The following is a 26,394-nucleotide window of genomic DNA, read 5'->3' on the forward strand; positions in this document are numbered from 1 at the left end:
GACATCATCAAGACAGCAAAATACGTTTCTCATCGGCATCCAGGCGGACCAATTCCGCTTCGGATGCTTCTTTCTTGTGTCTGAGCCGCGACTGCACCTGCCGCACATCCTGCAACACATCATTCAGCTTCTGCTTCCCTTCCGTAATCCGGGAATGGACGGCAAAATCCGAGAAAATGTTATCGAAGAACAGATCGGTGAACGTGAAGATGTCGTTGCGGTTCACCTGGAACGAGGCGGTCGCCGCTTCCTGGACGTCCATCAGCTCCGTTTCATAATGACGGAGCGCCCGCTGCGCCTGGTGGACGAGATCGTCGGAACTATTCACTTCGGAGTATTTCAGAGCCGACACAAGCAGTCCGCCTCCGAGGAATGTATCCCACATCGACAGCCCTTCCGCATTGCTCAGCTTGTCGATCGCCCGGTCGAGCGCGCGTTCCGCCTTCTCCCCCGCTTCAAGCGCCTCATCGAGTTCCCGCATCATCGAACGGATGCGCACGCGGTCATCTGCGATCTTTTGCAGTGTCGCCTGGGACGTCTCGTCATTCATCCGTATCCATAATTCCTTTTCCTCGATGAATGCCTCCCACTCTTCTTCCAAATAAACGTACTCCGGATTGGCAGCGGTCTTTTTGAGCACCGACACCTCGTATTCGAGATCTTCCACGTGTTTGACCGATTCATTGTAGGCGACTTCCGCCGCAGCCGCTTCCGAAATCTCCTTTTCCATCCGTGTATCGAGCGAGCCGGTCCACTCCTTCAGTTTATTCAGGAAGGAGAACTTGCCAAGGTCCATCACGTCTTTCTGCTCTTTCGTCAGCGCCCGCTCGAGCCGCCTGTTCTCCGATTCCGCTTCACTGAGCTGTTTCTGAGCGTCCTCCAGACGGCGGCAGACCCGCGCGTATTCATTCCGTTTCATCGTCAGCGCCATCTGACGCTCCTGCATCGTTTGGTTCATCCGAGCCGCCCCCTTTCAGTACTCATACGGAGCAGCCGGCGATAAGGTTTCACGATCGGAAAGCTTCGCAAGCACAGACAGGAACCGGTCCGTCTCCCGTTCGTCCGGACTGTTCATCACCGCAGCCTGCAGCCAGTTGCGCTCCAGGAGATAGCCACTCTCGTAATGCGTCCGGAAGCCGTTCAGGAACAGGTCATCCCCCAGACGGCATGCAGATCGCCCTTCCGGCAGGACGAACGTCAGGATTCCCGGACTCGCCGACTCTTCCGATGCCAGTACGGAAATACCGAGCGCTTCCGCCCCATTCCGCAGCCTGTCCGCTGTCCGGCGGAGCTGCCCGTAATGCCTGTCCGGATCATGGGACAGATTCCGGAGCGCCTGATCGAGCGCTGCCAGTAAGTTCGACGACTGGGTGAACGGAATCCCTCCGCACTCTTCATATAGGCCGATATCCAAGTATCGCGGCAGCCTTCGGTCAGGCTCCAGCCGCTCCTTATGGAACACGAGGGCAAGACCGGTATAGCCCGCGAGCCCTTTGCCGCTGACGGAAGATGCGAAATCGACCGTCCGGAGATCCATTGGAACCGTCCCTAATGAGCTGGCGCAGTCCACTGCGGCCTTCACTCCTGTATCGCGGCAGATCTGCGAAATCGTGTCCATATCGTTCAGCACACCTGTCGACGTCTCGCAGTGGACGAACCAGAGCCATTCATATGCACCGGTATCGAGCTGACGGCCGATCTCCTCCATCGGAAACGCCCGGCCATCCTCCATTTCGAACGGATCGAAATCCAGCCCCATCCGCTCGGCATGATCCAGCAGACGGCGGCCAAACTCCCCATTGACGAGGATTAACCCCCTCCCCGCGATCCTTGACAGCTGGGCTGCGACTGCATCGTTCGCAAGCGTCCCCGTCCCCTGCATGACATGCACAAAGGCCGCCCCTGTGAGATCCGTCAGTTGCTGCTTCACTGAGCCCAGCAAGCGGGTGAACGCCGGCGATCGGTGGGACATCGGTTCTTCCGTAAGAGCCCGCCGGACTTTCCCCGAAATTGCTGCCGGACCCGGCAGGAAATTCACCATCGGCCGAGCAAGACGGCCCACCGCACTTTCTTTATAGGATTTCCGGGACAAGATCATCGGCACGTACGTCGCCTGTTCCGGTCCGACCGGCTCGGCGAACGGCTTGAATCCGAGCCGCCTGTACAGCTTCAGTTCCCGTACCGTCCCGGAAATCACGGCGGCATCATAGCCTTTTTTCAGGCACCAGTTCACGAGGGCCTGCAGCATGCCGAAAAACGGCCGTCCTGTCCGATGGTCCGGTTCCATCGCAAGCAGCCGGATTTCGACAGGCCGTTCCGGCGGGTTCTCGAGTGACTGTTCGATCGGACCGATTTTTTTGTCCAATGAGAACGGACGGGCTTCCCGGAGTGCAAGCATACCGGCAAGCTCCCCGTCTTTCATGCACAGTAAATATGTATTCTCCTCATGGAATGGGTCGACAAGCTGGTGCTGATCATTCGGATCATGCTGCGGAATCTCCTCGACGAACGTCTTGTAATTCAGCCGGTGGATCTGCTCCGCGTCTCCCGGCAGTTGAGCCAGTCGGTAATAATACGTCATTCAGACCGCCCCTTTCTGTAGATGACTCGCAGATTGCTGCGGTGGGTGACCAGCAGCAGCCCGATCAGACCGCTTGCTGCAATTCCGGAAGCCGTGCCATATACAACAAAGCAATAAGGAATGAATGCCGCAGCTGCAGTGATCCCCGAAACAGTGGTGCGCCGTATGATCGGGTACAGCACGGCGAACAGCAGGACGGCCGGAACCGCCGCAAGCGGATCGAATGCCAGCAGGCCGCCTGCGAACGAAGCCGCCCCCTTGCCGCCGCGGAACCGATGGACAGCCGGAAAGCAGTGGCCGAGCATGACAGCGAGCAGGGCCAGCAGCCGGACGGCCGGTTCACACCCAAGCCAGCCGGCGGTGAGTACAGGCAGCGCACCTTTTGCAGCATCCGCCGTCAGAACCGCAGCAAACGTCCATTTCCCGAACACCCGCCCGGCATTCCGCGCACCCGGGTTCCCGCTGCCCAGCTGGCGCACCGACCGGCCGGTCCGCCTGCCGGCATAAAGTGCGGGCAGCATATTGCCGAGCATATACGAGCCGATCAGCAGCAGTCCGATCATCAGGGTGTCCTCCCTTACAAAGTCTGTCGTCCTTCTTTCGACAAACCCCTAAACTATTCCTGTCCATACAGCTGAAAAGTTTGCGGCCGCAAGGGGGGAGGTGATCAAGCCACCCTTACAAACGCTCAAGCCCTGCGGGAAACGATCAAGCATCGCCGCAAACGCTCAAGCCCCACAAGAAGCGCTCAAGCAATCGCCACAAACGCTCAAACCTCACAAGAAGCGCTCAAGCAATCGCCACAAACGCTCAAGTCCCACAAGAAGCGCTCAAGCCATCCCTACAAACGCTCATGCGCCCCTCTCCCCCTAAATCCACTTCGCGCAAAAAAAGCCTGAGCACGGAGATGTCGCCGCGCCCAAGCCTCACTTCCTTTATTCAGCTCACGTCATTCGCCCTCGTAATTCATGCCCTTCTCAGGCTTCTTCAAAATATAGGACTGTGTGTAGTCTTCCTTCACTTTCATCGCCTGGCGGGTGTTCGTCTCGATCGAGTACTGCAGCGTGCAAGCTTGCCGGACACGTTCCCTGAACTGGTACGGACTGAGCGGCAATTCGGCAACACTGCCGTTCCGCAGCCGGACTGATACGGTTCCGCCGCTGTTGCACACATACGTGTCGACATGGCCCACAGCGAGCCAGATGCAGGCGTCCGCTTTCGGTGAGCATGTCGGCGTCATGTAGATCTGATGCGTCTTACTGAGACTGACCGGCGACATGAAGGTTCTGCCAAGAAGTTCATCCGCCCCTTCGGCAGCCCCTTTCAGGCTGGAGCCGACCCGCCGGAGGTTGTAATCGATGATATCTGTCGGCCTGCTGTCCACGAATACAATCTGATCCCCTTCAAGGATCATGGACATCAGCTTGCCGCAGGCATCGTAGTATGGAAACAAGATACTGGTTTCCGTAGTAATGACATACTTCTCCAAAATCACCATCCAAAGTACCCCCTCTTGAGTAAAAAAACACTTTAATAATCAGTAAAAAGGGGTATACTAGCAAATAAGCTGGTTACCCAGTGCGCCTCCGAGTGAGTCCCGCCAGACTATGACACTCGGAGGTTTCTTCGTTTCACTGATCCCATCGCTGATTCTCACCCCCTTTCCATCCTGCTGCTTCTCCGGGATTACCAGGACATCCTCGATCCCGTGATCAGCCTCTCGTATGAAATGAACACAAGGCACGACATACGCCTGTGACTGTTTCACTAATTACTCATCTATCATAGTAAATATTTCCTCCCTCGTCTACAAGAAAAGGCATTATTATATAAATTTTCGAACTTTTATCCGATTTTGTCGTTTCCCCACTCATCTGCCCTGCGTTTCCTCCAAATTTTGCGCTCGGACTCTTCTATCAGCATTCTCCAGAAAACATTTCAATTCGTTGGTTTTATGTATAAATGAATTTTCAGCTTCAATTTAAATAGTCAGGCACGGCCGCATTGCCGTTCCTGACTATAGCACCTAAATGGCTTATCTGTTTTTATCCTTGTTGAACTCAAGCTGCTTCTCGATGCGTCCGTGTTCATTATGAATATAGACCATCGTCCCAGTTTCCTTTGCGAGTTTCTTCGCTTCGTCGATCGCCTCGTCCTGAGACCCTGTCGTGCACACCGCATCGTCTTCACCTTCACGTTTCACTGCCCATTCATCACCATGCGGAACGATATGATAGCGTGCATCCTCGGTTCCCGCACGATCCTCAAAATACTTCTCCTGCTCTTTGTTCATGATGATTCCTCCTCGTATGAAGATGTTCTGTTCCTTCAGTACCCGCTGCCGGCAAGTTGAAACAGTTGGTTGCCCTGCTCTGCAGACCGCCGGCCGAATAGAATACAAGAAACCGGTATAGGACGAAGACCAGTCGTCCTGAAGGTATATGAGAGTCGGTTACCATGGAAACGATTTACTATATTCATAACTTCAAACTTGCAGTCCTGCGTGCCGGCAGCTTATTGTCATTGATTTGAGGGTACTGGTTCATTAAATGGAAGGACCTTCAAGCCCTCCAGAAACCGTTCACTCAATTTTCCCTTTACCCTGCCGCTGCAATACTGTATTTTTAGAGAACATACCATTTAACTACTGTCATGATTTGTCGAAACACCTACTAGATAGTCTGCAAGCAGATGGGAGGGAACTCAATCATATGACACACCCGCACTACATCGAAGAAGCCAATGAATTTTGCCGGAACGCCGGGATGGATCCGCATGAATTGAGCAAACCGAAGAATTTCCTGGATGATGCTGGTTTCCAGGCGCGCAGCTGCTCGTATAAGGAAATATTGTCAGTTGTCCGTTTTTTCTCAGAGAAGCTGCTCGATTCGCTTGCCGGCACACCGATTTTGGTTGTCGTGTCAGACGCAAATGGGTATCTGCTCTCGGTTGAAGGGGATGAAACCATCAAGTCGACGATCACCGAGCTCGGCATCACGCCGGGAAGCCTGTTCAAAATAGAAGATACCGGCACGAATGTGGTCAGCCTGTCCTTGCAGCAGCCCCATCCGATCAGTATTATCGGCGATCAGCACTACCACACCTTCCTTCACGGCATCGCCTGTTACGGTTCGGCCTTCCGCTATATTGACGAACAGCAGCTGCTGGGCAGTCTGTCCATCATGATGCCGATCGACTTCCAGAATCCCCTGTTCCTGTCCATGCTGGCACAAGTCGTCGATACGATCGAGCGTGAACTGCAGCTGCGCAAGCAGAACCGCAAACTGCTCATTCTGAATCAGATCATGCTCAGCCGTACGAGGAACGGGATTGTCGTGACGGACGAAGAGGGCATCACTTTGGAGTTCAACGAATTTGCAGAACAGTTATCCGGGAACACCCGGGAGGATGTCATCGGCCGCAACATCCAGGATTCCCCTCTGACAGGGGGCTATTTCACAGAGGTGCTGCGGAATGGAACTTTGTTTGAAAACGAGGAATTGAAATTCCTGGATGGTACCGGGAATCCGGTCGTCTGCCTGTTCGATGCCCAGCCGATTTATGAAGGCGGCACGATGATAGGAGCATTCGGCCAGTTCCGTGACATCACCGATCGGTACCTGCTACAGGAACAGTACAACTATCTCGCCTTCCACGATGATCTGACCGGCCTTCCGAACCGCAGATTCCTGAACAAGCAAATCGAGGATGTCATCCCTAAGTTGGCGGACGGACGTATCCGGAACGCAGCGCTGCTGTTCCTCGACCTGGATCGTTTCAAGGTCATCAATGACAATTTCGGCCATTCGTACGGTGATCAGCTGCTGCAGCAAGTGAGCCGCCGGCTGCTTCCGTATGTCCGGAAATCCGACGTTCTCGCTCGGATGGGCGGCGACGAATTCATCCTGCTCCTGACCGATTTCAATTCAAGTGACGACGTAATGGCGGTCGCACGCGAAATGTGCGGTATCCTTGAGGAACCGATCGTTGTCAACGGACGGGAACTGATCACGACCGCCAGCATCGGGGTCGCGCTGTATCCTGACTACCCGATCACGAAAGAACAATTCCTTCTGAATGCCGACAATGCGATGTACGAAGCAAAGTCGTTAGGGAAGAACCGCTTCGTCGTCCATACACCTGAACTGCTGGAGACGATGAAGGCGGAGTCAAGTCTGACATTCGATCTGCGCAAAGCTCTTGAAAATGAGGAATTCATACTCCACTACCAGCCGCAAGTCCATAACTGGACCGGTGAACTGGTCGGGTTCGAAGCGCTCGTCCGCTGGAAGCATCCCTCACTCGGCCTCCTGCCGCCCGACCGATTCATCGACTTGGCTGAAGAAAGCGGTCTGATCACCCTGCTTGGCGAATGGGTGCTGGAGGAAGCGTGCAAACAGAACAGACAATGGCAGGACGAAGGCAGGACTCCCGTCAAACTGTCGGTCAACTTATCGGCCCAGCAGTTCCTGACCCGCAATATCGTCGGATTGGTGCGGTCAGTGCTCAGCCGCACCGGCCTGGCACCGCGCTATCTCGTCATCGAGATCACCGAGTACATGGCGATGGATTACAATTATGCGGTGGATGTGCTGCGTGATCTGAAAGCGCTCGGTGTCGGCATCAGCATCGACGATTTCGGTACGGGCTACAGCTCGCTGAATCATTTGAAGAACCTGCCCATCGATTACATCAAGATCGACAAGTCGTTTGTGGACGAACTGACGGAAGACAACAATGATGCCATCATCGTCAACGCCATCATCTCCATGGCGCACAGCCTGAAGAAGGAAGTGATTGCTGAAGGTGTGGAAACCGCCGAGCAGCTGGATTCCCTGAAACTTCAGCATTGCGACATTTCACAAGGCTTCCTGTTCGGCAAACCGCTGCCTGCTGCGCGGATCGAGTCGTCCTATTACCTTCCGAATACTTGACAAAGGAGTCTTCCCTATGACAACAGCAGCATCCGTTTTGACTGCCAACTTCAAACATTGGGGTGTCCGCCATGTGTTCGGGATACCGGGCAAGGCTGTCTCCCCCATTCTCTTTGCCCTGCTCGAAGAGGAAATGGAATTCGTCCTCAGCAGGCACGAAGCGGCAGCCGGTTATGAAGCGGCCGGCTATTCCCTCATGAACGGGACGATCGGGATTGCGGTCGGAACATCGGGACCCGGCGGCACGAATCTGCTGTCGGCAGCCGGACAGGCGAAAGCCTTCTGTGTGCCGCTGCTCCTGATCACCGGGCATCCATCCGCTAAGGATACCGGCAAGCCGATGGGACAGGATTCCAGCCTGTTCGGTACGGATCTGACCGAACTGTTCCGCCATGTGACCAAATTCAGTGCACGCATCGACCGTGCCGACCTGCTCAGGCCGATGCTCCAGCATGCGCTTGAAAAGGCAGTGGAAGGCGTACAGGGGCCGGTCCATCTGTCCATCCCGTTCGACGTTCTCCTGGAAGAGATCGAGCCGTTCAGACTTGACTTCCCTGCCGCCCATCCGCTCATCTCACCCGACCTGGAAGTGGCCGCCGGTCTGATCGATTCCGCCGAACGGCCCGTCCTGTTTCTCGGGAAGGGGGTCCATGCAAGCCGGGCATACAAAGAAGTCCGACATCTCGCGGAGTACTACGGCATTCCGGTCATCACGACCCCCGGCGGCAAAGGGACGTTCCCTTCGAACCACGAGCTGTCACTCGGCGCATTCGGACTGGGCGGCACCCCGGAAGCCGCGGCCTACTTGCAGGAGCCTGCTGACCTCATGGTTGTCATCGGCACACAGCTGAGCGATATGTCCGTCGCAGGATTGACGGAAGCGATGTACCCGGAACGGCTTCTCCACTTCGATTACAATCCGGAATTCATCGGCAAATCACTGCCGGTGCCCGCCATACCGATTTTAGGGGATATCCGTGCGAACCTGTCGAGGATGATGGCGGACAAGCCTGCTGTGGACAGCGGATCATTCCTTTACCCCGTCAGAACTCCTGCTCTGCCGGACACGGTCCCCGGCGAGCGGATGTCCGCGGTTTCCGCAGTCTTGGCGATGCGGCGCGCCCTGCCGGATGATGCGATCGTATTCGGCGATGACGGCAGCCACTCGTTCTATGGCATCCAGAACTTCGATATTGTGAAGCCGGGTACTTTCTTCTTCGATGATATTTTCGGCGCAATGGGCAACGGCCTGGGGTATGCGATCGGAGCGAAACTGGCGGCACCCGGCAAGACCATCGTCTGCCTCGTCGGAGACGGCTGCCTGTTCATGCACGGCACGGAGCTGTCGACCGCCCAGAACTATGACGCCGCCGTCCTGTTCGTCGTCCTGAACAACGGCTGTCTCGATATGGTGGAAAAAGGGATGCGCAAGATGATCGGCACCTCGATCGGCGGTACATACGAAACACCGCTCGACGCCGCGGCGTTCGCACGCTCGATGGGCGTCTTCGCGGAAACGTGCCGGACACCGGAAGAGACAGCGGAAGCAATCGAAGAGGCGCTGCTTACAATCCGGCGAACGAAAAAACCGGCGGTCGTCGAAGTGCTCGTCGACCAGAACGAAATACCACCGACGATGGGGAGGCAATGATATGGAATTGAACGAACGCTACAAAGAGGGCGAACGGGTGATGGAGGAACTGTTCCCGCCCGCCACCCTCGCCTACATGGAACACATCAAAGAAGCATCACCGAAAATGTGGGACATGATTGTCGGTTTCGGGTTCGGCGAGCTGTACACCGGCAGCCTGCTGTCCTTGAAAACACGGGAGATCATCACATTGACGACGCTCATCACCCAAGGGGCCTTCGATCAGCTGCGCGTCCATCTGCCGGCCGCCCTGCGTTCCGGGCTGACCGAAGCCGAGATCAAGGAACTGATCATCCACTGCATCGGCTACACCGGCTTTCCGAAAGCCGTCCAGGCCATGGGGCTGGCCGCCGAAGTCTTCGCGGAAACAGCGGATGAAATGATCTGATAGTAAAACACGCACACCGGCGCCGGTGTGCGTGTTTTATTGTATGCTTCGTCGGCGTATCGGACATTTGGCGCAAGGTATCGGACACTTGGCGTGATGTATCGGACAGTTCAACGGAAGTATCGGACAGTTGACGCAACGTATCGGACACTTCAACGGAAGTATCGGACAGTTGACGCAACGTATCGGACACTTCAACGGAAGTATCGGACAGTTGACGCAACGTATCGGACACTTCAACGGAAGTATCGGACAGTTGACGCAACGTATCGGACACTTCGCCGAATGTATCGGCATCCAGGCACAATTCAAGGGCCTGAATGGTGCTCGCTGCCGCTCGTTTTCTATAGAATCCGCCATGTGCGCGGCAGCTTGCCAGCTCTACGACTGTTCCGTGACGCGCAGGAAACAGACAAGCATGCCCTTGCCGGTTCTGGCGTATCGGACAGTTCGGGCAAGGTATCGGACAGATGGCGTGCAGTATCGGACACTTCGCAGGATGTATCGGACAGTTGACGCAGCATATCGGACATTTCGCCGAATTTATCGGCATCCAGGCACAATTCAGCGGCGTTGTTTGTCAGCCGCTTGCAGGCTCTGCTATGGTAGGATGTAAGGAAACCAACAGAAAGCGAGGGATATGCATGCAGATCGAACTGACGAAGGAGCAGTACCGGCATATGCTGGACATGCTGTTTTTAGGAGAATGGACCGCGAGCAGTGCCCGTCTGCAGGAGAAGCGTCTCTCCGATTACGACGGCATCCTGCAAACATTCTGTGCAAAGGCGGCTGAATTCGGCTGCGGTGACCTGGTCACCTATGATGCAGAACAGGGAGGGTATTATCCGAACGGCATCTATGAAGAGGAGATGCGCCCAATTGAGGATCGTCATAAGGAAGTTGTATTCTGGCAGGAGCTCGTAAACCGTATGGCTGCCAAAGAGTCGCTGCAGGAAGGTTATGGCTTCATGTCCGAGAAGGCGTATATGCACGCCAAAAGCCAGGCGGAATCAGCATACAAGCAGGAATTCAAGACGTACGGACTGCGGCACGTGCAAGTTGTGAAGCCGGCGACAGAGTAATCCATGAACCGTTTGTTTGGGGTCCCTGTCTTGCCGGCGCGGTGAAAGCGCTCTTTACAGATCCACCTCACCATCTTAAAAACCAACAGGTCCACTGGGCAGACGGCCTTTCCTAAAACGAGTTGTCGAAAAAGTGCAATCCCTTCTACCGTGATACAGCCAGAACATGGTAAGATGGAAGAAAAACCATGGGGAAGGGTGAATGCTATGAACTTCACACAACTAGAACAGCAGCTCAGTCTGCTCGCGGCCGGCTCGACAGGAAATGTTTCCGTCTGTGTACGGACGCCGGACGGCACGATCGCCATCGGAGCGGATGACGTCAAACGCTCGGCCAGCGTCCTGAAAGTGCCGATTGCCATGGCCTGTCTGGCGGCTGTCGACCGAGGGGAGCTGGATTTGGACACACGCCTCCCCATCCATGAGCCTGTCGGCGGTTCCGGTGTGCTCGCCTACATGAGCGGATTCACTGAACTCACACTGCTGAACGCAATTACCTTGTCCATCATCGTGTCCGACAACACAGCGGCCAATCTCGTCATCGAGCATACCGGGCTCGACCGGATCCAGGCCTTTTTCGATGAAGTCGGTGCCGCCGGGTCGAAGCTGACCCGTAAATTCATGGATTATGAGGCGCTCGCACTCGGTCTTGAGAATTTCGCAACCGCCCGGGATATGGTACGTTTCCTCGAATGCCTCGACCCCGCCAGCAAGCATCTGTCCCTGAAAAGCAAACAGCAGCTGAAAACGATCATGCGGGACCAGCAGCTGATCGACAAACTGCCTGCTTATCAGCCGATCTTCGACGAAACACTGATCATCGGCAACAAGACCGGCACACTGCCCGGCACGGAGCATGATATCGCCTACTTCGAGAACGACCGGATGCGTGTCGATCTAGCCGCGCTCACAACGGACTGGCAGTACAACCACGACGGCCAGCAGACCATCGCCCGGATCGGCCGTCTCATCATCGACTATATGTCTTCTCAGACTTTATCACCGGATGATAACCCGGCATTCGAGCCGCTTGCCAACTGACCCGCATACATGCGCCCGCCGTCCTGCTTCCAGGATGGCGGTTGTTTTTCATGGAGGCGGAGCTTTCGCTGATAGGGCATATCGGACAGTTCATAAGAAGTATCGGACACTTGGCAGGCGATATCGGACACTTCATCACACGTAACGGACAATTCAGCTGAAGTATCGGACACTTCGCCGAATTTATCGGCATCCAGGCACAATTCAGCAGCAAGACATGACAAAACCCCTTGCCGTTCCGTACCAGGCAAGGGGTTTCGTCTGCCCCGTCAGTCGAGGCCGGCCATATTGAAATAGGTTTGCTGCGCGTCATTGAACTGTTTCGTGTATGCGTTGAACTGCTCGATCGCTTCCCCCATCTTACCGCTGTCATCGTTAATGTGATGCACTTGGTCGTCGATCACCTTCAGGTCGAATTGCCCCTGTTCGAGATGATCGAAAAACGCAGTTTCGGTCTCAAGCTGATCTTGATACGCGGCAAAGTACGTATCCATCGCCTTCTTCCGGTCATTTTCCAGCTTCACCAGTTTCGCTGCTTCCTCTTTCTGGTCACCATCTTTAATACCATCCACTGTTTTTTGAATTGCCCCGATCTTTTCGTGGACATTTTTAAAGTCCGCCTGAGCTGTCTTCAGCAGCTTCAGCTCTTCAGCAACTTCATGCTTGCCGGCAAGCTGACGGATGGCGCCCGTGTCGGTGTTCTCCATAGCCAGAACTTTTCCATAGATCGCCTGGACCTTCTCCCGCTCCTGCGTCAGCGCTTCCTGGCCGCTTTGGAATTCCTTCTCCATCGGAACCGCTTCGTCCAGTGTTCCGCGTATCGATTCCGCCTGCTTTTTATCGGTCTGGCAGCCGGCGAGCATCAGCAGCACACCCGCCAGCAATAGTCCGAGTGCCAATCGTTTCATCTTTCATCCCTCCGTAAAGCACCATCATTTGATAGCATAACAGCGGCCTTCACATTGGAATGTGACAGGCGCCATGTCGTTCGTAAGCACTTTCGTCTTGTAGCCCTGTTTTTTGATGAACGCGAGCAGCTCGGGCAGATGATCGATGGTCGCCGGTTTGTCGTGCAGGAGGATGACCGGTGCCACACCTGCTTCCGTCATGTGCTGGATGCTCTCAATGGTGTGCGTGACATAGCGCTTGTCCTTCAGTTCCCAATCCCGGCTGTCCACATGCCAATCCCACATCCGTAAATCTTCTTTGGCCAATTCGTCCCGCATTTCTTCCGTCAAGTATGGGATGCTGCCATATGGGACGCGCGCGATATTCGTACGCACACCGCTCACTTTCTCAACGATATCGCGATCCTGCGCCATCTCCTTCGCAGGTGCTTCCGGTCCGCTGTAAATTTTGCCCGCTTCATGTGTGATGCCATGCAATGCAAGCGCGTGGCCGGAATTTTTCATGCGCACGAGTGAATCCGGATACTGCTGGACATTCGGCCCGAGCATGAAAAAAGTCGCCTTCATCTGATACTGATCCAGCAGATCGAGCAGGCGGTTCACCTGGCTGGACGGCCCGTCGTCGAACGTCAGGTAGATGGCACGCTCTTTCGCATCCGCTGTATTCTGTTTCGCAACGGCTGCCTTACGCGCCGCTTCCCGATCCTGACGTTCTTTCTGCACGATCGATTGACGGAACGCCGATCCCTCAAACTTCGCAAGCGGTGCTGCGGATACTGTCAGTTCAGACAGCGATGCAGTCCGTGCATCCGTCTCCGGCTTCTCATCCTGATATGGCATGAGCAGACCGACCGCCAGCAGCAGGACCGCTGCCGCCAATAATACCGATAGAACCCTGCCCTTCCGGTTCAATCGCTTCTTCATTTGCCTCACTCCCTACATTGCAGAGGAGAGCCGTCCCCTGCCATCTAGTAAACTTCAATTTTTTCATTTTACCATGAACAGACAAAAAACGACACCATCAGACTGGCAGATTCATAGTTTTTATGTCCCTGATCGACATGTTGTTTGCACGCACCACTCAGGCATATCGGACATTTGAGTACCGGTATCGGACGATTGACATGGCATATCGGACACTTCACCGCACTTATCGGACACTTGCCCGCAAGTAACGGACACTTCGCAAAGTTTATCGGCATCCAGACACAATTCACGAACAAAAAATCCTCCGCCCACTGCATGTGAATGAAGGATTTTTGATAAGCAGTCCGACGTCACGCCGGTTTGCTGCTGAATTTGTTTTTCACAAGACTGACCAGCGGCGGGACAACCGACAGCGCGATGATGAAGAGCAGGACGGCCGAGAAATTCTCCTTCACGACCGGGATATTGCCGAACAGGAATCCGAGTGACGTACAGAGTCCCACCCAGAGGACGGCGCCGGCTATGTTGTACATCAGGAAATAGCGGTAGTCCATGCGGCTGGCCCCTGCGACGAATGGAGCGAACGTCCGGATGAACGGCATGAATCGGGCAATGACGATCGTCTTGCCGCCGTGTTTATTGAAAAACCGTTCGGCTGCTTCCAATTTGTCCTGGCTGATGAATTTCCCGAACCAGCGGGTGGCCGACAGACCTTTTCCGGCTGACTTCCCGATCTGGTAATTGACACTGTCACCAATGATTGCGGCCACCAGGAACCCGATCACGAGCGGCCAGATATTGAACGCCTCCCCGGCTGCTGCGAGCGCAGCGCTCGCAAACAGCAGAGAATCGCCGGGCAGGAACGGGAATACGACAAGCCCCGTTTCCACGAAGATGATTAGAAATAATATGGCGTACGACCAGCCGCCGAACATCTGGATGATATCGATAAGATGCTGGTCGATGTGAAGAATGAAACTGAACAGTCCCTCAATGAGATGCATAATGGCGCTCCTCTGTCTCCATTTTGTTTTCGAGGCCTGCAAGTCCGGATGTACGGCCGCCTCCTCGGTTTAATAAGATTCAGTATACACGGAACGGATGCAAAACACTCTAATTTTTGCGCGCCTGCCAAGGAGGCCTCTCCTGCCGGGACGTTTTTCACGGGTATCGGACACTTGGCGCGGCGTATCGGACATTTGGGTGGATCTATCGGACATTTCACCTTACTTATCGGACACTTGGCACGAAGTATCGGACACTTCGCCGAATGTATCGGCATCCAGACACAATTCAAGGGCCTGAATGCCGTTCCTCATGATGACCATCCCTACATGCATTCGCCTTGCACAATGCACCTCTATAGCTCCTGGCGCAGCCCGTATGGTTCATCCCATCAAAAAAGCACACAGAGGTTATGTGTGCTTCGCAAGTTTTTTTTGCAATTGCATTGAATATGTTCTGCCGCGTTTAGTTCCGATAGCCGTCAGTTTCATAGCACGCAAGAGACGGAGTACCGTTCTGGGACAGTCAAGTCCAAGCAGCGCACGGCATGCCGCATTGGTCAGCGGTTCACCCGTCAGCCAGAACCAATCCCGGATAGCCTGCTCGTGGGCAGTCATCGAGCGGGTCTTACACGCAGGGCAGTACCAACCTTTGCCGCGTTTCCACATGCCAAGCCGTTCACAATCTGGGCAGGCAACGCCGCCTTTGATGACGTCAGGCGGGATATCGAACACCTCACAGACCGGTCTGTGATTGAACGTTTGGTGACTATCCAGAGCTCGCTGGCCGAGCAGCGCCAGTTCACTGTTTGTCAGTGCCCTGCGGCCGGTCATCAGCTCTCGGATACGGCGCGGCACCAGCTTCGGAAACAGCGTCGGAATGTCCGTGTCAGGTAAGGTGATGCGCTGCTTGGTATATGCCATGACAACACAGCCATGGACAGGGAGGCTGATTCCTCTGGCGCGCAGCCATTCTTCGAACAGCTCGCATGTATTGCGCACTTGTGCAAGCGGACTCAGGAAACCGCTGAGAGTCCCGTCGTCCGACGTACGGATCAGCTGCGGCGGATTCTCTGTCACAACCAGATCCCCCGCCATATTCTTCACTTCGCAAATCAATGCAAATTCATTAGTGAGCAAGAGAGTATCCATTTGAAATAACGTATGGGAAACAAGGGAAAGATCGTGAAACTCCAGTATTTCGTGGGGAAACTTGTAGGTGTTCAGCACGCGGTCCAGTTCAAGTTCACCGCCGTAACCTGCTTTCACGGCAGACAGCCGGGCTTGCAGATTGGGGGACACGGGGTGGGACTGGGGAATTCGTCTGACAGCAGCCTCCAGCCCTTCGACCAGGACGGGTGCTGTCCGTTCTTTCATCAGTATAATCATCACTTCCTTCCGTAGTCCCCTCAACTATATCACACTATTCAGACACAACCATGCACTTATCTCGTTTCACAATAAATTTTCTTGCATCAAAGCCAGCTTCCGTACTAGAGGCTCCTTATCGGACAGATCACGGGAAGTATCGGACACTTCGCCCGACTTATCGGACACTTGGCACGGACTATCGGACACTTCGCCGAATGTATCGGCATCCAAGCACAATTCAACTGCCGCCACCGATTTAAATGAAAGCCAAAAAGGCACCCGGACTCGCAGGCGCCTGCATAAGCAAACAGATATCTCCAAGCGTTTCACAGAACTCACTCTGCACTGTCGGGACCTTTCGACTCTTGAATGCCGACAACCTCAGACTCGCTGATTTCAGCAGCTCGAGCAACGTCGGCCGGCGTCATGCCCATTGCGAGCATATTTCGGACCATCCGCTCAGTCGCTTCCTTCTTGCCTCTCGCCTCTCCTCTCGCCTCTCCTCTCGCTTCTCCTCTCGCCTCACCCCTTCTTTCTCCTTCCAGTTCCGCCTCTTTAGCCCGCAGCTCTGCTTCACGCACGGCTGCTTCTTCATCGATAATATGCTTCATCCTTGCCTGGTACGCCCGGACTTCGTCAGGTGTCGCACTCAGACCTTCCCAGCTATGGAACGCTTCCCGCAGCGTCTCATCATTCATAGCGATCTCCTCCAATTCCTTGAAGATATCTTTGTAAACTTCATCCTTCCGTGTGTCGACAATACCCAGTAACAGCAGCCAGCGGGCCAGCACATCATTCCAAGGATCCAGACGCTCTTCTTTCCAAGCACTCAGCAGCTTCGGCATCTCAATGAAGTGGAATTCCATCATATCTGTCAGTTTGAATTTCTCTCTGTCTTCATATAGATGATATGTCGTATGGAATTGTTCAGTTTGTGTGAAAATATTGAAATTCATAAGATTTATCGCAATGACAGGACGCAGCTCGCGGTACCCCATTCTTCGGCGCAGCTGAGACCGGTACACCCCCGACCAGTAATACATGGACCGTTTGACCATATCATACTTATCCGTGAACTGGATTTCAACATTGAGCCAATCCCCCGAGCCCGTCGTCACGAGCAGATCCAGTCTCGACTGTTTGTCCTCCTCATGCTCCCCGCCGGCTTCATTACTCGCAAACGAGATATCCAGAATGCGTTCCCGTCCTGTCCGCTGCAAAATCGCGTTCAGGCCATTCGGCAACTGCCCGAAGAGGATGAACTGCTCGTCATCGCAACCGGTAAATACATAGGTGAGGGCTTTGATCTATCCAGACTGGATGCACTGTTTCTCGTCATGCCTATCTCATTTGAAGGAAAGCTGACTCAATACGTCGGCAGGCTCCATCGCAATCACGACAACAAAGAGGAAGTACGTGTCTACGACTACATAGACCCTCATGTACCCGCTGTGCAGCATATGGCACAAAAGCGAGCGAGAGGCTTCAAGAAGATGGGGTATGTGAAGAAGGAAGAGCTTGCGGACACCGCAGAGCAAATGCAGCTGTTTTGAAGAAAGGCAGCTGGACTATCCGACAGATCAAGGCTATTATCGGACATTTGGCGTTGGGTATCGGACATTTCACCTTACTTATCGGACACTTGGCACGAAGTATCGGACAAATCGCTGAATTAATCGGTATCCAGACACAATTCAAGGGCCTGAATGGTGCTCACTTCGTTCGTTTTCTGCAGCGATCACAGTGGACGCGGCAGCTTGCTGGCGCGCAAAATGAGACAAGCCAGGGGGGACGGCTGGGGCATATCGGACAGATCACGGGAAGTATCGGACATTTGCCACAAAGTATCGGACACTTGGCACGAACTATCGGACACTTCCCACGAACTATCGGATATTTCACCGAATTTATCGGCATCCAGGTACAATTCAAGCGCCGACATGCTTTTTCCGCACTACAAAAAAGACACAGCGCCCGTTCGGCTGTGCCCTTGTGCAAATGCCCTTATTCCGCGTCTTCCAGTTCCTTCATCCGGCGCAGCACCCCGGCGATGAGGCCGCTGCCCGCATATCGGGCGAGCGCCCCCGTTCCAAACCGCTCTTCCCGCACCATCTGTGTGAGCATCGCCTTCAGCAGCGGCCGATCCGCACCCGAAATCGCCGCTTCCATGTCCGCCGGCGAGGTGATGCCGGCGCCCGCCAGTGTATCCGGGTATGCCGTGTCCGTCCATTCCGCAGCATAATAAGCATCCAGGAAATCATTCATGTCCTGTTCATATTCCACGTAGAACACGCCGGCTTCTTTGATCAGGCGGCGCGGCTCCTGCCCGGCCGTCTGTTCGAAATAAGGCAGATGAGCATACAGCTTCGACAAGTCTTTCATACGATCCCCTCAAATGTCGCCATTGCGGTCTCGATTTCCTGCTGGGTGGCGGCCACTGTACTCTGCGAACTTTCCGTCAGCCGGCTCACTTTCTCAACATCTGTCGAAATGAGATCGATATTGCCATTCACCTTCGCGATCGCCGTTTCGACACTGCCCGCCAGTTTGCGGACTTCCGTGGCCACGACCTGGAAACCGCGGCCGTGTTCGCCGGCGCGGGCCGCTTCGATTGCGGCATTGAGTGCCAGGATGTTCGTCTGGGCGGAGATCTTCCGGATCGTATCGGAGATCTGGCGGATCGAGTCCGTCTGGTCCTGCAGGGAGCCGATCGCTTTCCGGTTCTCCTCCGCAGTCTCTGTAATCGTTTCGCTCAGACCTTCCGACAGGGCTTTCAGCTGGGAGACGATGCCGATCGTCTGGTTCTCACGTTCGGTGATGTCCGTCGCAATCTTGAGTACGGCATCCACTTCACCCGTCTCGTTTTTGACAGGGATATACGTCGCTTCCAGAGAAACAAGCCTGCCCGTCTTGCTGACACGGCCGATTTTCTGTTGAAACTTCCGTCCTTCCCGCAGTGTCCTCCACAAATCCGTATAATCACGGCTGTCGCGGAATTCCTGTGTGCAAAACTGTCTGTGATGCATCCTCCTGATTTCCTGCACCGAGTAGCCGAGTGTCCCTGCGAACTGTTCATTCCCCCAAAGCACCTTTCCATCCCGGTCGAACTCGATCATTGCCAAATTCGACTCCAGTGCCGCAAGCACACGTTTCTCTTCCAATACCTGACCGGTGTTATAGGTGCCATCCGTTCTATGATGATCCATGTCCGCCCACTCCTCATGTATCGATTATGAAAAATCCTCTTTATCCGGACCCGGTCAGTGTCCGGTTCCGATTTCGTCAGCAGTCCTTTGCCGTTTGCTATGAATATGTTTATAAGGAATTTAGTCCTCTCAATAGTACCATAAATTCATTGATTATAATTACCTATTCCATTCCTATTTTCACTGAGTACTTTCTGAAATATGTATTCTATCGGACAGTTGGCGTGATGTATCTGACACTTCGCCGTACATATCGGACATTTGCCGCAAAGTATCGGACACATCACCGAATTTATCGGCAGCCAGGCACAATTCAGCAAACGGGCTGGATTCCAAGACACGCAATAAACCCCTGACGGCCTTTCGTCAGGGGATTCCAATTTGCGGCATTCAATTGTAACCGGGCGTCACACCGAAATACAGCGGCTGCGGCTTTCATGAGTGCGCTGCCGCTCCGCTTTATGGCGGTACATTTCCTGATCCGCTTCCCTGAACAATTCCCCCATGTTCCCTATTGAATGTTCCGTGAAAGCGCATCCATAGGACAGATGAAGTTCTTCCCCTGCATGTTCCGCATTGTACCGGGCAAGCTCGTCAGACAGGATTTCCATGAAGCCGGCCATGATGCGATGTGTGTCAGCCCCCCGGACGAGGATCGTGAACTCATCTCCGCCGATCCGCGCCACCGTCGTCTGCTCCGCTGCGAATCTCTTCAGGAACCGCGCGCCTCTCTGCAGCAGGACATCCCCCGCGTCGTGGCCGTGCCGGTCGTTCACGGTTTTCAGCTTGTCGACATCCAGCACGATCAGTCCAGCCTGATCGGCAACCTCCTGATCCAGCAATTCCATGACACTGTCAAAATAGGTCCGGTTGTGCAGGCCGGTCAGGGCATCATGGGTCGCCTGGTACTCCAGCTGCTGCTGATAGTCCATGCGGCCATCGATATTCCGCGTCACGCCCTGCAGTGCAATGAGCCGGCCGCCTTGATACAGGGGCGTCATCCGCTCTTCGAACCAATGATACACCCCATCGCGGTCCCGCCACCTTTGGATGAGCGGCTCGCTGTAGTCGACTCGCCCGCTCACTTTGTCATCCATCTCGGTCCGGTCTTCCGGATGAACCAGGTTGAATGGAACGGAGGGATCTTCCATGGCGGCAGCCGCCGTTCCTTCGCCCAGCCATAAGTCGATGGCGGGACTCAGATAAATGAACTTCGGCTCCGGTTGTATCTGGAAGTAGTAGATCACGTCCTGTGAATTATCCAGCATGTCCAGAAGTTCACGGCCTGGCGAGGAACCGGTTCCGGAAAAACCATCCGATGCCGCAGGCTTCCTGGCAGACCTCTCTGTAAATATGGAAAGTAAATTCTTCAGCAAATTGATGATTCCCAACAAATGCCCCTCCTGTCATGGCTACCTTACTTAATAGCCTCCTGACACTTTTCCAAACGTTCCAGATATGACTGGTACTCTATATAGTACCGGATCGTCCGGGGATACAGATCGAGCCCCCGCTTATATTCCTTCTCGATCCCCTGCAGCATAAGATCCGTAATATCGGACTGCCCCTGGTAGATCCCTTTGCGCTGTAAGTTATGGAGACGGTTCGCATACTGTTCAGCAGATATGTCCGACAGCATCCGGGTCCCCGGCTGCAGATCATGGCGTTTTTTGAGATATTCGATGAATTCCATGTGTTCTTTCTCCTTAAAACCTCTCACTACTCATCTTAATGTATGTAGTGAGTAAGCTGCTTATTAGGAATCAAACTTACTTGGAAATTATACCATCATTCTTCATTTAGGTAAATAGTATGTAGTTAATTATAACTAATAACTTGAGAGTTACTACCTTATAAACTATATCTCCATTATAGAAACCATACGTCCAATAAGCCATTGTTCTGCAATCAGTGAGAGGTTTGTCTTCCTTTCCGGGATATTCAACACTACGCCTGCGCCCTTCCGGATTGCCCGCAGTGCAGTATCGGACTTTTGGCGGAAGTTATCGGACATTTCGTGCGAAGTATCGGCCACTTGCTCCGACTTATCGGACATTTGAGGCTGCATATCGGACACTTCGCCGAATTTATCGGCATCCGGACACAATTCACCACCCAAGACGCCACCCATGTCTTCCCACATAAAAAATCCTCCGACCCAGCAACCGGTCAGAGGATCCGTCCATCAGCTATGCAAACCATTCAATCTTCCATCTGTTTCTCGATGAACGCCTTCAGCACATGAACCGCTTTGACGCAGTCGTTCAAGTCGGTCCATTCTGCCGGATTGTGGCTGACGCCGCCCGCACTCTTTACGAACAGCATCGCGGCCGGAACTTTGCGGCCGATCACCATGGCATCATGACCCGCACCGCTGACGAGGTCCATCGCCGGCATGCCGAACTGTCGGATCGCTTCGTTCATATCGGTGAGCAAGTGTTCTGGGACGAGAAGCGGCTCGACTGCAAGCATTTGACGGGTCGTCACATCCACATTGTGCATGTTCGCTGACACCTGTGCCGCGCCGACGATCGCTTCCACAAGCTGCGTCCGCTTGTCCTTGTGGATATCACGGACATCCACGGTCAATTCGACTTTCTGCGGAATGACATTGATACCGTTCGGGCTGACAGTTAGCTTGCCAACCGTCGCAACTGCCGTGTCACTGAATTTCCGCGGCAGCGAGGAGACGACGTGGACGAAATGGCTCGCGGCGACGAGCGGATCACGCCGGTCGTCCATCGGTGTATTCCCCGCGTGGCCCGCAGTCCCTTCGAATGTCACATCCATCCAGACCGGTCCCGCGATGCCTTCCACCGCACCGACCGATAAGCCCGTGCGCTCCAGCAGTTTCCCCTGTTCAATATGCACTTCGACATACAGCGCTATGTCATCCATATCCCGTGCGGCTGCCCGGACGGCTTCCACTGAAGTTCCATAGTCCTCCATCACCTCTGCGAACGTCCTGCCGTCCGCATCGCACAGGCTGGCAATCCGTTCCTCCGTCAGCTCACCCGCCATCGCATGGCTGCCTGTCAGACCCGAGCCGAACCGCGAGCCCTCTTCATCTGAAAAGATGATTACCTCATACGGTTTTGCCGGCTGCACTCCGGTCTCCTTCCACGCTTCCGCCACTTCCAGCGCAGCGATCACACCGAGCGGTCCGTCGAAGTTGCCGCCGTTCGGCACGCTGTCCACATGGGACCCCGACAGGATCGCCTTGCCCGGTTCCGGGCCTTCCAATCGGCCAATCACATTGCCTGCCCCGTCCGTTGTCACATGCAGTCCAGCCTCTTCCATCCAGGACATCACAAGCGCCTTCGCCTGTTTTTCTTCGGATGAAAAGCCGGGCCTGTCCACGCCGCCCTCCGCCGTCCGGCCAATTTCCGACAGCATGCTCAGCCGCTCGGCGACCCGCTGCCCGTCTACACCGCCGCAGGACAGCGATTCGTTATACCCCGCCGTCAATCTTGAAAATAATGTATTGGATAAAACCATCATGACCCCCCCTCCTTCCGGATACTCATCCGGACCTTCGTGCTCCATACTCCTCCTATTCGCCGTGCACACGAAAAAACCTGCCCGCAGCCGGCCGGACAGGCAGTTTGTTTCCACGTTATCAGATGATCCCCTGGAACCGCAAAATTAGTTCCGCAATCACAGCCGAGCCGAGGAACGTCCCAAGCATGACGAGCGCACCGACGACGACCGTCCGCCAGCCGAGCTTGACGAAGTCCGTCCACGAGCGGCCGATCGCAATTCCCGCATACGCAAGGATCGGCGTCGCCAGGGCGAGCAGCTCCACGTGCGATGTCCATTCCACGATCTTGCCGGACCCCGGGAACCACGGCATCGATACGAGAACACCGATGATCGAAATATAGGCAATGCTCGGGAAGTTCACCGGAATCAGCTCCCGGAGGATGAACCCCGCAAGACAGATGACGATCAGTGTGATCATGCCCGGAATCGCAGTAAGCGGCAGGATATCGTACCCGGCCCAGTTGCCGACGAGGGCGGTGATGCCGAAGATTCCGAGCAGCAATATCCATTCCTGAACGTTTTTCAGCATCAGTACCCCTCCCGTTTCCGTGTCATGATCGAATAGATCTTCTCCGTCATCGGCAGCCCGATGAAGATACTCACCCAGAGGCCTGTCGACAGGGACAGCAAGTTACTCGCACCTGAGAAGGCGACGATCTGCGACTCCATTTCCGGGAAGGCGGCGATCAGCGACCCGCTTGCGGCCGCCATCATACTGCCGCTTCCAACACCGGACGCCATCGCGAACGACAGCGGACTGAGCGGTGTCAGTGTTGCGAGCAGGCCGGATATCAGACCGAGGAACACCGCACCGAACACCGTCCCGAAGATATACATCGCCATCACGCCGCGGCCTTCCGGTGAATTGATGCCGAACTTATCCATGATGAGCCCGACGTTCGGTTCCCGGCCGATCGAGTGCGTCATGCCGACCGCCTCCCGCTTCATGCCGAGCCAGATCGCCACCGGAAGGGCGATCAGGATCGTTCCCAGGTTCCCGAGCTCCTGCAGCAGCAGCGCAGGTCCGGCTGCAATCACTTCAGGCAGCGACGGTCCGATGATGACCCCAATTTTCGCGAGCAGCAGCGACACACCGAGTACGATGATCGGTTCTGCATTCTTCGACTGCTTCTCCTTCACGGCAGGCGTGAAATAAAGCACAAGACCTATAACGAGCGCATACAGCATCGGCAGCAGCAAAATCACGCCGGGACCTACCGGAATCTTGAATGTGCCGATCAGTTCCGTGACGAGGACGATGCCGAGCACAATTGCATGCAGCCGCCAGTCTTTCCAGATCCCCTCAAGAGAGTTCTCATTTCCTGCCATTCCAATCCCCCCTGTGAATTAATTCATTCTATTAAATCAGTGAAGTAACTGATTGGCAAGAACTTTCGCAACTGCTGTCGAATCCCGCCTGTCATTCCCTTCCGCACTGGCGCGGGTGAACAGGTCATAGGCCGCATCGCTGACTGCAGTCGGGACCCCTTCCGATCCAGCCAGATTCCGGTAGAGTGTCAGATCCTTCAGCATATTCGCGAGTGAAAACGTCACATCATCGAATGTTCCCTTTATGATCGACGGGCCGAACACATCCATTACTTTCGTCTGTCCGGAACCTTTTTGAAAAATTTCCGCGAGCCGCTCTTTGGGCATGCCCGCCTTCTCCCCCGTCAGGAGTGCTTCCGCCAGCAGAGAAATGATACCGCCGACGACCATGTTGTTGCACAGCTTGACGATCTGCCCGCTGCCGCTCGGCCCCATGTACTCGACATGGCTGCCCATATCTCCCAGCACCGATGCTACTTGCGAGAACGCCTCCTCGTCACCACCCACCATGATTGTAAGCGTTCCGGACCGTGCCCCAGCAGGTCCGCCGCTCACCGGGCAATCGAAGTAACTTATGCCGACCGCCCGTGCGGCCTGCTCGAAATTCCTCGTGCACTCCACGTCATTCGTACTCATGTCAAGTACGATACTGCCCTGCTCCAAATGCCGCAAGACACCTTCACGTCCATCCATCAGCACGCTCTGCACCAGATCCGTCGACGGGAGCGACAAAACGAGTACATCGCAGCTCCGTGCAAGCCCTGCCGCCGAAGCAGCAGGCTCCGCGCCTTCCTCAGCTGCCCGTCGGACCGCTTCCGGATCCGCATCGAAGGCGGTGACCTTCCATCCCTTTTTCAACAAGTTCACAACCATTCCAAAACCCATCAGCCCACAGCCGATTACACCGATTTTCTGCATGATATCCCTCCTGTCATCTCGTACTCCGCTGAATCATCCGCCGTCACGGACGGATGTAGACCGTCTTGTAGTCCGTCCAGAAATCGAGCGCTGTCGATCCCTGTTCCCGCGGTCCAATACTCGAGGCCTTCTTGCCGCCGAACGGGTACTGATTTTCGAAGTAGTTGGAAGGGATATTCACATGTGTCACACCGGATTCGATGTGGCGCACAAAATGGAACGCCTTTTTCAAATCATTCGTATAGATTGTCGATGACAGTCCGAATTCGCTCGTATTGGCGAGTTCAAGAGCCTCTTCATACGTATCAGCCACTGTCATCGCAATCACCGGACCGAAGATTTCCTCCTTGAAGATCGTCATGTCCTTCGTCACACCGCTGAACAATGTCGGTGCAACGAAGAATCCTTTATCCAGTCCGTCTTCCAGCAGCTGTTCTCCGCCAAATTCAAGCACCGCACCCTCGTCGATAGCAGATTTCACGTAGTGCAGATACGTCTTCAGCTGGCCTTCATCGACGACCGGTCCGTTATCCGCGCCTTCCGTGAAACCATCCGCAATCTTCAATTTCCGTGCCCGGGCGGCAAGCTTTTCCGTCAGTTCCTCTGCAATCGCGCGGAGGACGATCAGCCGGCTCGTGCCTGTGCAACGCTGTCCATTATCCAAGAATCCGCTGACGATGAGATTGTCGGCGGTTTCATCCAGATCGGCGTCTTCCAGTACGATGGAGGCATTCTTGCCGCCCATTTCTGCCTGCATCTTTGCGCCGCGTTCGCTGACTGCTTTGCCAAGCGCGAGTCCGACTTGCGTGGAACCTGTGAAGGACACCGCCCGGATCTTCTCATGGCTGCCGATCGCATTGCCGATCACACCACCCGGACCTGTCACCATGTTGATGACGCCTGCCGGGACACCCGCCTGCTCGAACAGCTCCATGATCTTGATGCTGATGAGCGACGTATTGCTCGCTGGTTTGAAGATGACCGTATTGCCTGCGATGATTGCAGGAGCGATTTTCCAGATCCCGATGCCGAGCGGGAAGTTGTAAGGCGCAATCACGCCGACGACGCCGAGCGGTTCGCGGATCGTGCACGCGAAAATCCCAGCGTCGTGGGACGGTACGGTTTCCCCAGTCATACGGGTCGCTTCCCCGCTGAACTGCTTCATCGCCTCAATCGTTTTCCGGACTTCGCCATTCGCTTCCCGGTACGACTTCCCGACTTCCTTCGTAATGATTTCAGCAAGTTCCGCCTTCTGTTCCTCCAGCAGGCGGATGAGTGTGAACAGGACATCCCCGCGTATCGGCGCAGCAGTCTCCGCCCAGTCCGAAAATGCTGTCTCAGCAGCCTGGATGGCTCGTTCCACGTCACTTTCATCCGACTTCTGGAAATATCCCAGCACATCCCCGTTGGCAGGATTCAGGCTCGCATAGGTCTCGCCAGTTCCCGAATCCACCCACTCTCCATTAATATAATTATGATATACGGCACTCACATATACATCCCCTCTCGAT

At 54.8% G+C, this 26,394-nt stretch carries 27 protein-coding genes; 6 read left to right on the plus strand and 21 right to left on the minus strand.

The genetic code is table 11. From position 1 onward, the window contains the following. Window positions 1-7: 7 nt before the first annotated feature. From BN1190_RS12915 to BN1190_RS12940, 5 genes are all read right to left on the minus strand, one after another. The gene (locus BN1190_RS12915; RefSeq protein WP_040287423.1) at window positions 8-958 is read right to left on the minus strand and encodes a hypothetical protein; all 951 of its coding nucleotides are present in this window, start codon (window positions 956-958) and stop codon (window positions 8-10) included. 15 nt (window positions 959-973) lie between these two features. Further along, window positions 974-2,581, minus strand: a complete 1,608-nt coding sequence (locus BN1190_RS12920) for an aminotransferase class V-fold PLP-dependent enzyme (RefSeq protein ID WP_040287424.1) — start codon at window positions 2,579-2,581, stop codon at window positions 974-976. Beyond that, window positions 2,578-3,144 carry a glycerol-3-phosphate acyltransferase gene (locus tag BN1190_RS12925; RefSeq protein WP_052461871.1) on the minus strand — a complete coding sequence of 189 codons (567 nt, stop codon included), beginning with the start codon at window positions 3,142-3,144 and terminating at the stop codon, window positions 2,578-2,580. The genes BN1190_RS12920 and BN1190_RS12925 overlap by 4 nt, the downstream gene beginning before the upstream one ends. Before the next feature lie 386 nt (window positions 3,145-3,530). Beyond that, window positions 3,531-4,079: a competence protein ComK gene (locus BN1190_RS12930; protein ID WP_040287425.1), complete on the minus strand. Its 549-nt coding sequence runs from the start codon at window positions 4,077-4,079 to the stop codon at window positions 3,531-3,533. A gap of 537 nt (window positions 4,080-4,616) precedes the next feature. After that, window positions 4,617-4,874, minus strand: coding sequence for a DUF2188 domain-containing protein (locus BN1190_RS12940; protein WP_040287427.1), 258 nt, complete (start codon window positions 4,872-4,874; stop codon window positions 4,617-4,619). 418 nt (window positions 4,875-5,292) lie between these two features. Here BN1190_RS12940 and BN1190_RS12945 point away from each other — a divergent pair, with 418 nt between their 5' ends. The 5 genes from BN1190_RS12945 (at window position 5,293) to BN1190_RS12965 (ending at window position 11,677) form a co-directional block, all read left to right on the plus strand. Further along, complete coding sequence (locus BN1190_RS12945; RefSeq protein WP_040287428.1) at window positions 5,293-7,515, plus strand: putative bifunctional diguanylate cyclase/phosphodiesterase; 2,223 nt, start codon at window positions 5,293-5,295, stop codon at window positions 7,513-7,515. Between the two features lie 16 nt (window positions 7,516-7,531). Next, a complete protein-coding gene (locus BN1190_RS12950) occupies window positions 7,532-9,166 on the plus strand; it encodes a thiamine pyrophosphate-binding protein (protein WP_040287429.1) in 1,635 nt (544 codons plus the stop codon). Window position 9,167: 1 nt separating this feature from the next. After that, complete coding sequence (locus tag BN1190_RS12955) at window positions 9,168-9,554, plus strand: carboxymuconolactone decarboxylase family protein (protein ID WP_040287430.1); 387 nt, start codon at window positions 9,168-9,170, stop codon at window positions 9,552-9,554. 644 nt (window positions 9,555-10,198) lie between these two features. Continuing rightward, window positions 10,199-10,636, plus strand: coding sequence for a hypothetical protein (locus BN1190_RS12960; RefSeq protein ID WP_144036104.1), 438 nt, complete (start codon window positions 10,199-10,201; stop codon window positions 10,634-10,636). 207 nt (window positions 10,637-10,843) lie between these two features. Beyond that, window positions 10,844-11,677 carry a serine hydrolase gene (locus tag BN1190_RS12965; RefSeq protein WP_040287432.1) on the plus strand — a complete coding sequence of 278 codons (834 nt, stop codon included), beginning with the start codon at window positions 10,844-10,846 and terminating at the stop codon, window positions 11,675-11,677. Here the strand turns inward: BN1190_RS12965 and BN1190_RS14885 are convergent. From BN1190_RS14885 to BN1190_RS12990, 6 genes are all read right to left on the minus strand, one after another. Beyond that, a complete protein-coding gene (locus BN1190_RS14885) occupies window positions 11,626-11,901 on the minus strand; it encodes a hypothetical protein (protein ID WP_144036105.1) in 276 nt (91 codons plus the stop codon). The two genes, BN1190_RS12965 and BN1190_RS14885, sit on opposite strands and share 52 nt — an antisense overlap. A gap of 45 nt (window positions 11,902-11,946) precedes the next feature. Then, a complete protein-coding gene (locus BN1190_RS12970; RefSeq protein WP_040287433.1) occupies window positions 11,947-12,585 on the minus strand; it encodes a YkyA family protein in 639 nt (212 codons plus the stop codon). 24 nt (window positions 12,586-12,609) lie between these two features. Next, entirely contained in the window at window positions 12,610-13,509 is a 900-nt protein-coding gene (locus BN1190_RS12975; RefSeq protein WP_040287434.1) for a polysaccharide deacetylase family protein, read from the minus strand. Window positions 13,510-13,862: 353 nt separating this feature from the next. Further along, window positions 13,863-14,516 carry a VTT domain-containing protein gene (locus tag BN1190_RS12980; RefSeq protein WP_040287435.1) on the minus strand — a complete coding sequence of 218 codons (654 nt, stop codon included), beginning with the start codon at window positions 14,514-14,516 and terminating at the stop codon, window positions 13,863-13,865. A 411-nt stretch (window positions 14,517-14,927) separates the two neighbouring features. Next, complete coding sequence (locus tag BN1190_RS12985; protein WP_082023411.1) at window positions 14,928-15,905, minus strand: nuclease-related domain-containing protein; 978 nt, start codon at window positions 15,903-15,905, stop codon at window positions 14,928-14,930. A gap of 317 nt (window positions 15,906-16,222) precedes the next feature. Next, on the minus strand, window positions 16,223-17,107 hold the full coding sequence (locus BN1190_RS12990) for an Rpn family recombination-promoting nuclease/putative transposase (RefSeq protein WP_244898715.1): 885 nt from the start codon (window positions 17,105-17,107) through the stop codon (window positions 16,223-16,225). Between the two features lie 117 nt (window positions 17,108-17,224). Between BN1190_RS12990 and BN1190_RS12995 the strand changes: the two genes are divergently transcribed. Further along, a complete protein-coding gene (locus BN1190_RS12995; RefSeq protein WP_040287436.1) occupies window positions 17,225-17,440 on the plus strand; it encodes a hypothetical protein in 216 nt (71 codons plus the stop codon). 451 nt (window positions 17,441-17,891) lie between these two features. On the opposite strand, the gene BN1190_RS15080 is transcribed toward BN1190_RS12995, so the two are convergent. The 10 genes from BN1190_RS15080 to BN1190_RS13045 form a co-directional block, all read right to left on the minus strand. Next, window positions 17,892-18,269, minus strand: coding sequence for a DUF6508 domain-containing protein (locus BN1190_RS15080; RefSeq protein ID WP_040287437.1), 378 nt, complete (start codon window positions 18,267-18,269; stop codon window positions 17,892-17,894). Next, window positions 18,266-19,093, minus strand: coding sequence for a methyl-accepting chemotaxis protein (locus tag BN1190_RS15330; protein ID WP_040287438.1), 828 nt, complete (start codon window positions 19,091-19,093; stop codon window positions 18,266-18,268). Before BN1190_RS15330 ends, BN1190_RS15080 begins: the two co-directional genes overlap by 4 nt. A gap of 407 nt (window positions 19,094-19,500) precedes the next feature. Continuing rightward, window positions 19,501-20,484, minus strand: a complete 984-nt coding sequence (locus BN1190_RS13010; RefSeq protein WP_052461874.1) for a sensor domain-containing diguanylate cyclase — start codon at window positions 20,482-20,484, stop codon at window positions 19,501-19,503. 26 nt (window positions 20,485-20,510) lie between these two features. Then, entirely contained in the window at window positions 20,511-20,786 is a 276-nt protein-coding gene (locus tag BN1190_RS13015; protein WP_040287439.1) for a hypothetical protein, read from the minus strand. 165 nt (window positions 20,787-20,951) lie between these two features. Continuing rightward, window positions 20,952-21,236, minus strand: a complete 285-nt coding sequence (locus BN1190_RS13020; protein ID WP_040287440.1) for a hypothetical protein — start codon at window positions 21,234-21,236, stop codon at window positions 20,952-20,954. Window positions 21,237-21,295: 59 nt separating this feature from the next. Beyond that, window positions 21,296-22,594, minus strand: coding sequence for a Zn-dependent hydrolase (locus tag BN1190_RS13025; protein WP_244898716.1), 1,299 nt, complete (start codon window positions 22,592-22,594; stop codon window positions 21,296-21,298). Window positions 22,595-22,712: 118 nt separating this feature from the next. Next, on the minus strand, window positions 22,713-23,165 hold the full coding sequence (locus tag BN1190_RS13030; RefSeq protein ID WP_040287441.1) for a hypothetical protein: 453 nt from the start codon (window positions 23,163-23,165) through the stop codon (window positions 22,713-22,715). Beyond that, window positions 23,165-23,965, minus strand: coding sequence for a DUF3100 domain-containing protein (locus tag BN1190_RS13035; protein WP_040287442.1), 801 nt, complete (start codon window positions 23,963-23,965; stop codon window positions 23,165-23,167). The genes BN1190_RS13030 and BN1190_RS13035 overlap by 1 nt, the downstream gene beginning before the upstream one ends. Before the next feature lie 36 nt (window positions 23,966-24,001). Then, window positions 24,002-24,883: an NAD(P)-dependent oxidoreductase gene (locus BN1190_RS13040; RefSeq protein ID WP_040287443.1), complete on the minus strand. Its 882-nt coding sequence runs from the start codon at window positions 24,881-24,883 to the stop codon at window positions 24,002-24,004. A gap of 43 nt (window positions 24,884-24,926) precedes the next feature. Further along, window positions 24,927-26,375 (minus strand): aldehyde dehydrogenase family protein, encoded by a 1,449-nt coding sequence (locus BN1190_RS13045; RefSeq protein ID WP_082023413.1) that lies wholly within the window; start codon window positions 26,373-26,375, stop codon window positions 24,927-24,929. Window positions 26,376-26,394: the final 19 nt, after the last annotated feature.

The organism is Sporosarcina koreensis (genome assembly GCF_000826145.2).
GTDB classification, from domain to species: domain Bacteria; phylum Bacillota; class Bacilli; order Bacillales_A; family Planococcaceae; genus Sporosarcina; species Sporosarcina trichiuri.

Excerpts from the sequence above, each read along its gene's own strand:
- BN1190_RS12930 (WP_040287425.1), bottom strand. The coding sequence starts at position 4,079 with ATGGTGATTTTGGAGAAGTATGTCATTACTACGGAAACCAGTATCTTG.
- BN1190_RS13015 (WP_040287439.1), bottom strand. The coding sequence starts at position 20,786 with ATGGAATTCATCGAATATCTCAAAAAACGCCATGATCTGCAGCCGGGG.
- BN1190_RS12985 (WP_082023411.1), bottom strand. The coding sequence starts at position 15,905 with ATGATTATACTGATGAAAGAACGGACAGCACCCGTCCTGGTCGAAGGG.
- BN1190_RS12940 (WP_040287427.1), bottom strand. The coding sequence starts at position 4,874 with ATGAACAAAGAGCAGGAGAAGTATTTTGAGGATCGTGCGGGAACCGAG.
- BN1190_RS15080 (WP_040287437.1), bottom strand. The coding sequence starts at position 18,269 with ATGAAAGACTTGTCGAAGCTGTATGCTCATCTGCCTTATTTCGAACAG.
- BN1190_RS12925 (WP_052461871.1), bottom strand. The coding sequence starts at position 3,144 with ATGATCGGACTGCTGCTGATCGGCTCGTATATGCTCGGCAATATGCTG.
- BN1190_RS12965 (WP_040287432.1), top strand. The coding sequence starts at position 10,844 with ATGAACTTCACACAACTAGAACAGCAGCTCAGTCTGCTCGCGGCCGGC.
- BN1190_RS13020 (WP_040287440.1), bottom strand. The coding sequence starts at position 21,236 with ATGTGGGAAGACATGGGTGGCGTCTTGGGTGGTGAATTGTGTCCGGAT.
- BN1190_RS12955 (WP_040287430.1), top strand. The coding sequence starts at position 9,168 with ATGGAATTGAACGAACGCTACAAAGAGGGCGAACGGGTGATGGAGGAA.
- BN1190_RS13035 (WP_040287442.1), bottom strand. The coding sequence starts at position 23,965 with ATGGCAGGAAATGAGAACTCTCTTGAGGGGATCTGGAAAGACTGGCGG.
- BN1190_RS12945 (WP_040287428.1), top strand. The coding sequence starts at position 5,293 with ATGACACACCCGCACTACATCGAAGAAGCCAATGAATTTTGCCGGAAC.
- BN1190_RS12915 (WP_040287423.1), bottom strand. The coding sequence starts at position 958 with ATGAACCAAACGATGCAGGAGCGTCAGATGGCGCTGACGATGAAACGG.
- BN1190_RS13040 (WP_040287443.1), bottom strand. The coding sequence starts at position 24,883 with ATGCAGAAAATCGGTGTAATCGGCTGTGGGCTGATGGGTTTTGGAATG.
- BN1190_RS15330 (WP_040287438.1), bottom strand. The coding sequence starts at position 19,093 with ATGGATCATCATAGAACGGATGGCACCTATAACACCGGTCAGGTATTG.
- BN1190_RS13025 (WP_244898716.1), bottom strand. The coding sequence starts at position 22,594 with ATGATGGTTTTATCCAATACATTATTTTCAAGATTGACGGCGGGGTAT.
- BN1190_RS12995 (WP_040287436.1), top strand. The coding sequence starts at position 17,225 with ATGCCTATCTCATTTGAAGGAAAGCTGACTCAATACGTCGGCAGGCTC.
- BN1190_RS12970 (WP_040287433.1), bottom strand. The coding sequence starts at position 12,585 with ATGAAACGATTGGCACTCGGACTATTGCTGGCGGGTGTGCTGCTGATG.
- BN1190_RS12975 (WP_040287434.1), bottom strand. The coding sequence starts at position 13,509 with ATGAAGAAGCGATTGAACCGGAAGGGCAGGGTTCTATCGGTATTATTG.
- BN1190_RS12950 (WP_040287429.1), top strand. The coding sequence starts at position 7,532 with ATGACAACAGCAGCATCCGTTTTGACTGCCAACTTCAAACATTGGGGT.
- BN1190_RS13030 (WP_040287441.1), bottom strand. The coding sequence starts at position 23,165 with ATGCTGAAAAACGTTCAGGAATGGATATTGCTGCTCGGAATCTTCGGC.
- BN1190_RS12980 (WP_040287435.1), bottom strand. The coding sequence starts at position 14,516 with ATGCATCTCATTGAGGGACTGTTCAGTTTCATTCTTCACATCGACCAG.
- BN1190_RS12920 (WP_040287424.1), bottom strand. The coding sequence starts at position 2,581 with ATGACGTATTATTACCGACTGGCTCAACTGCCGGGAGACGCGGAGCAG.
- BN1190_RS12960 (WP_144036104.1), top strand. The coding sequence starts at position 10,199 with ATGCAGATCGAACTGACGAAGGAGCAGTACCGGCATATGCTGGACATG.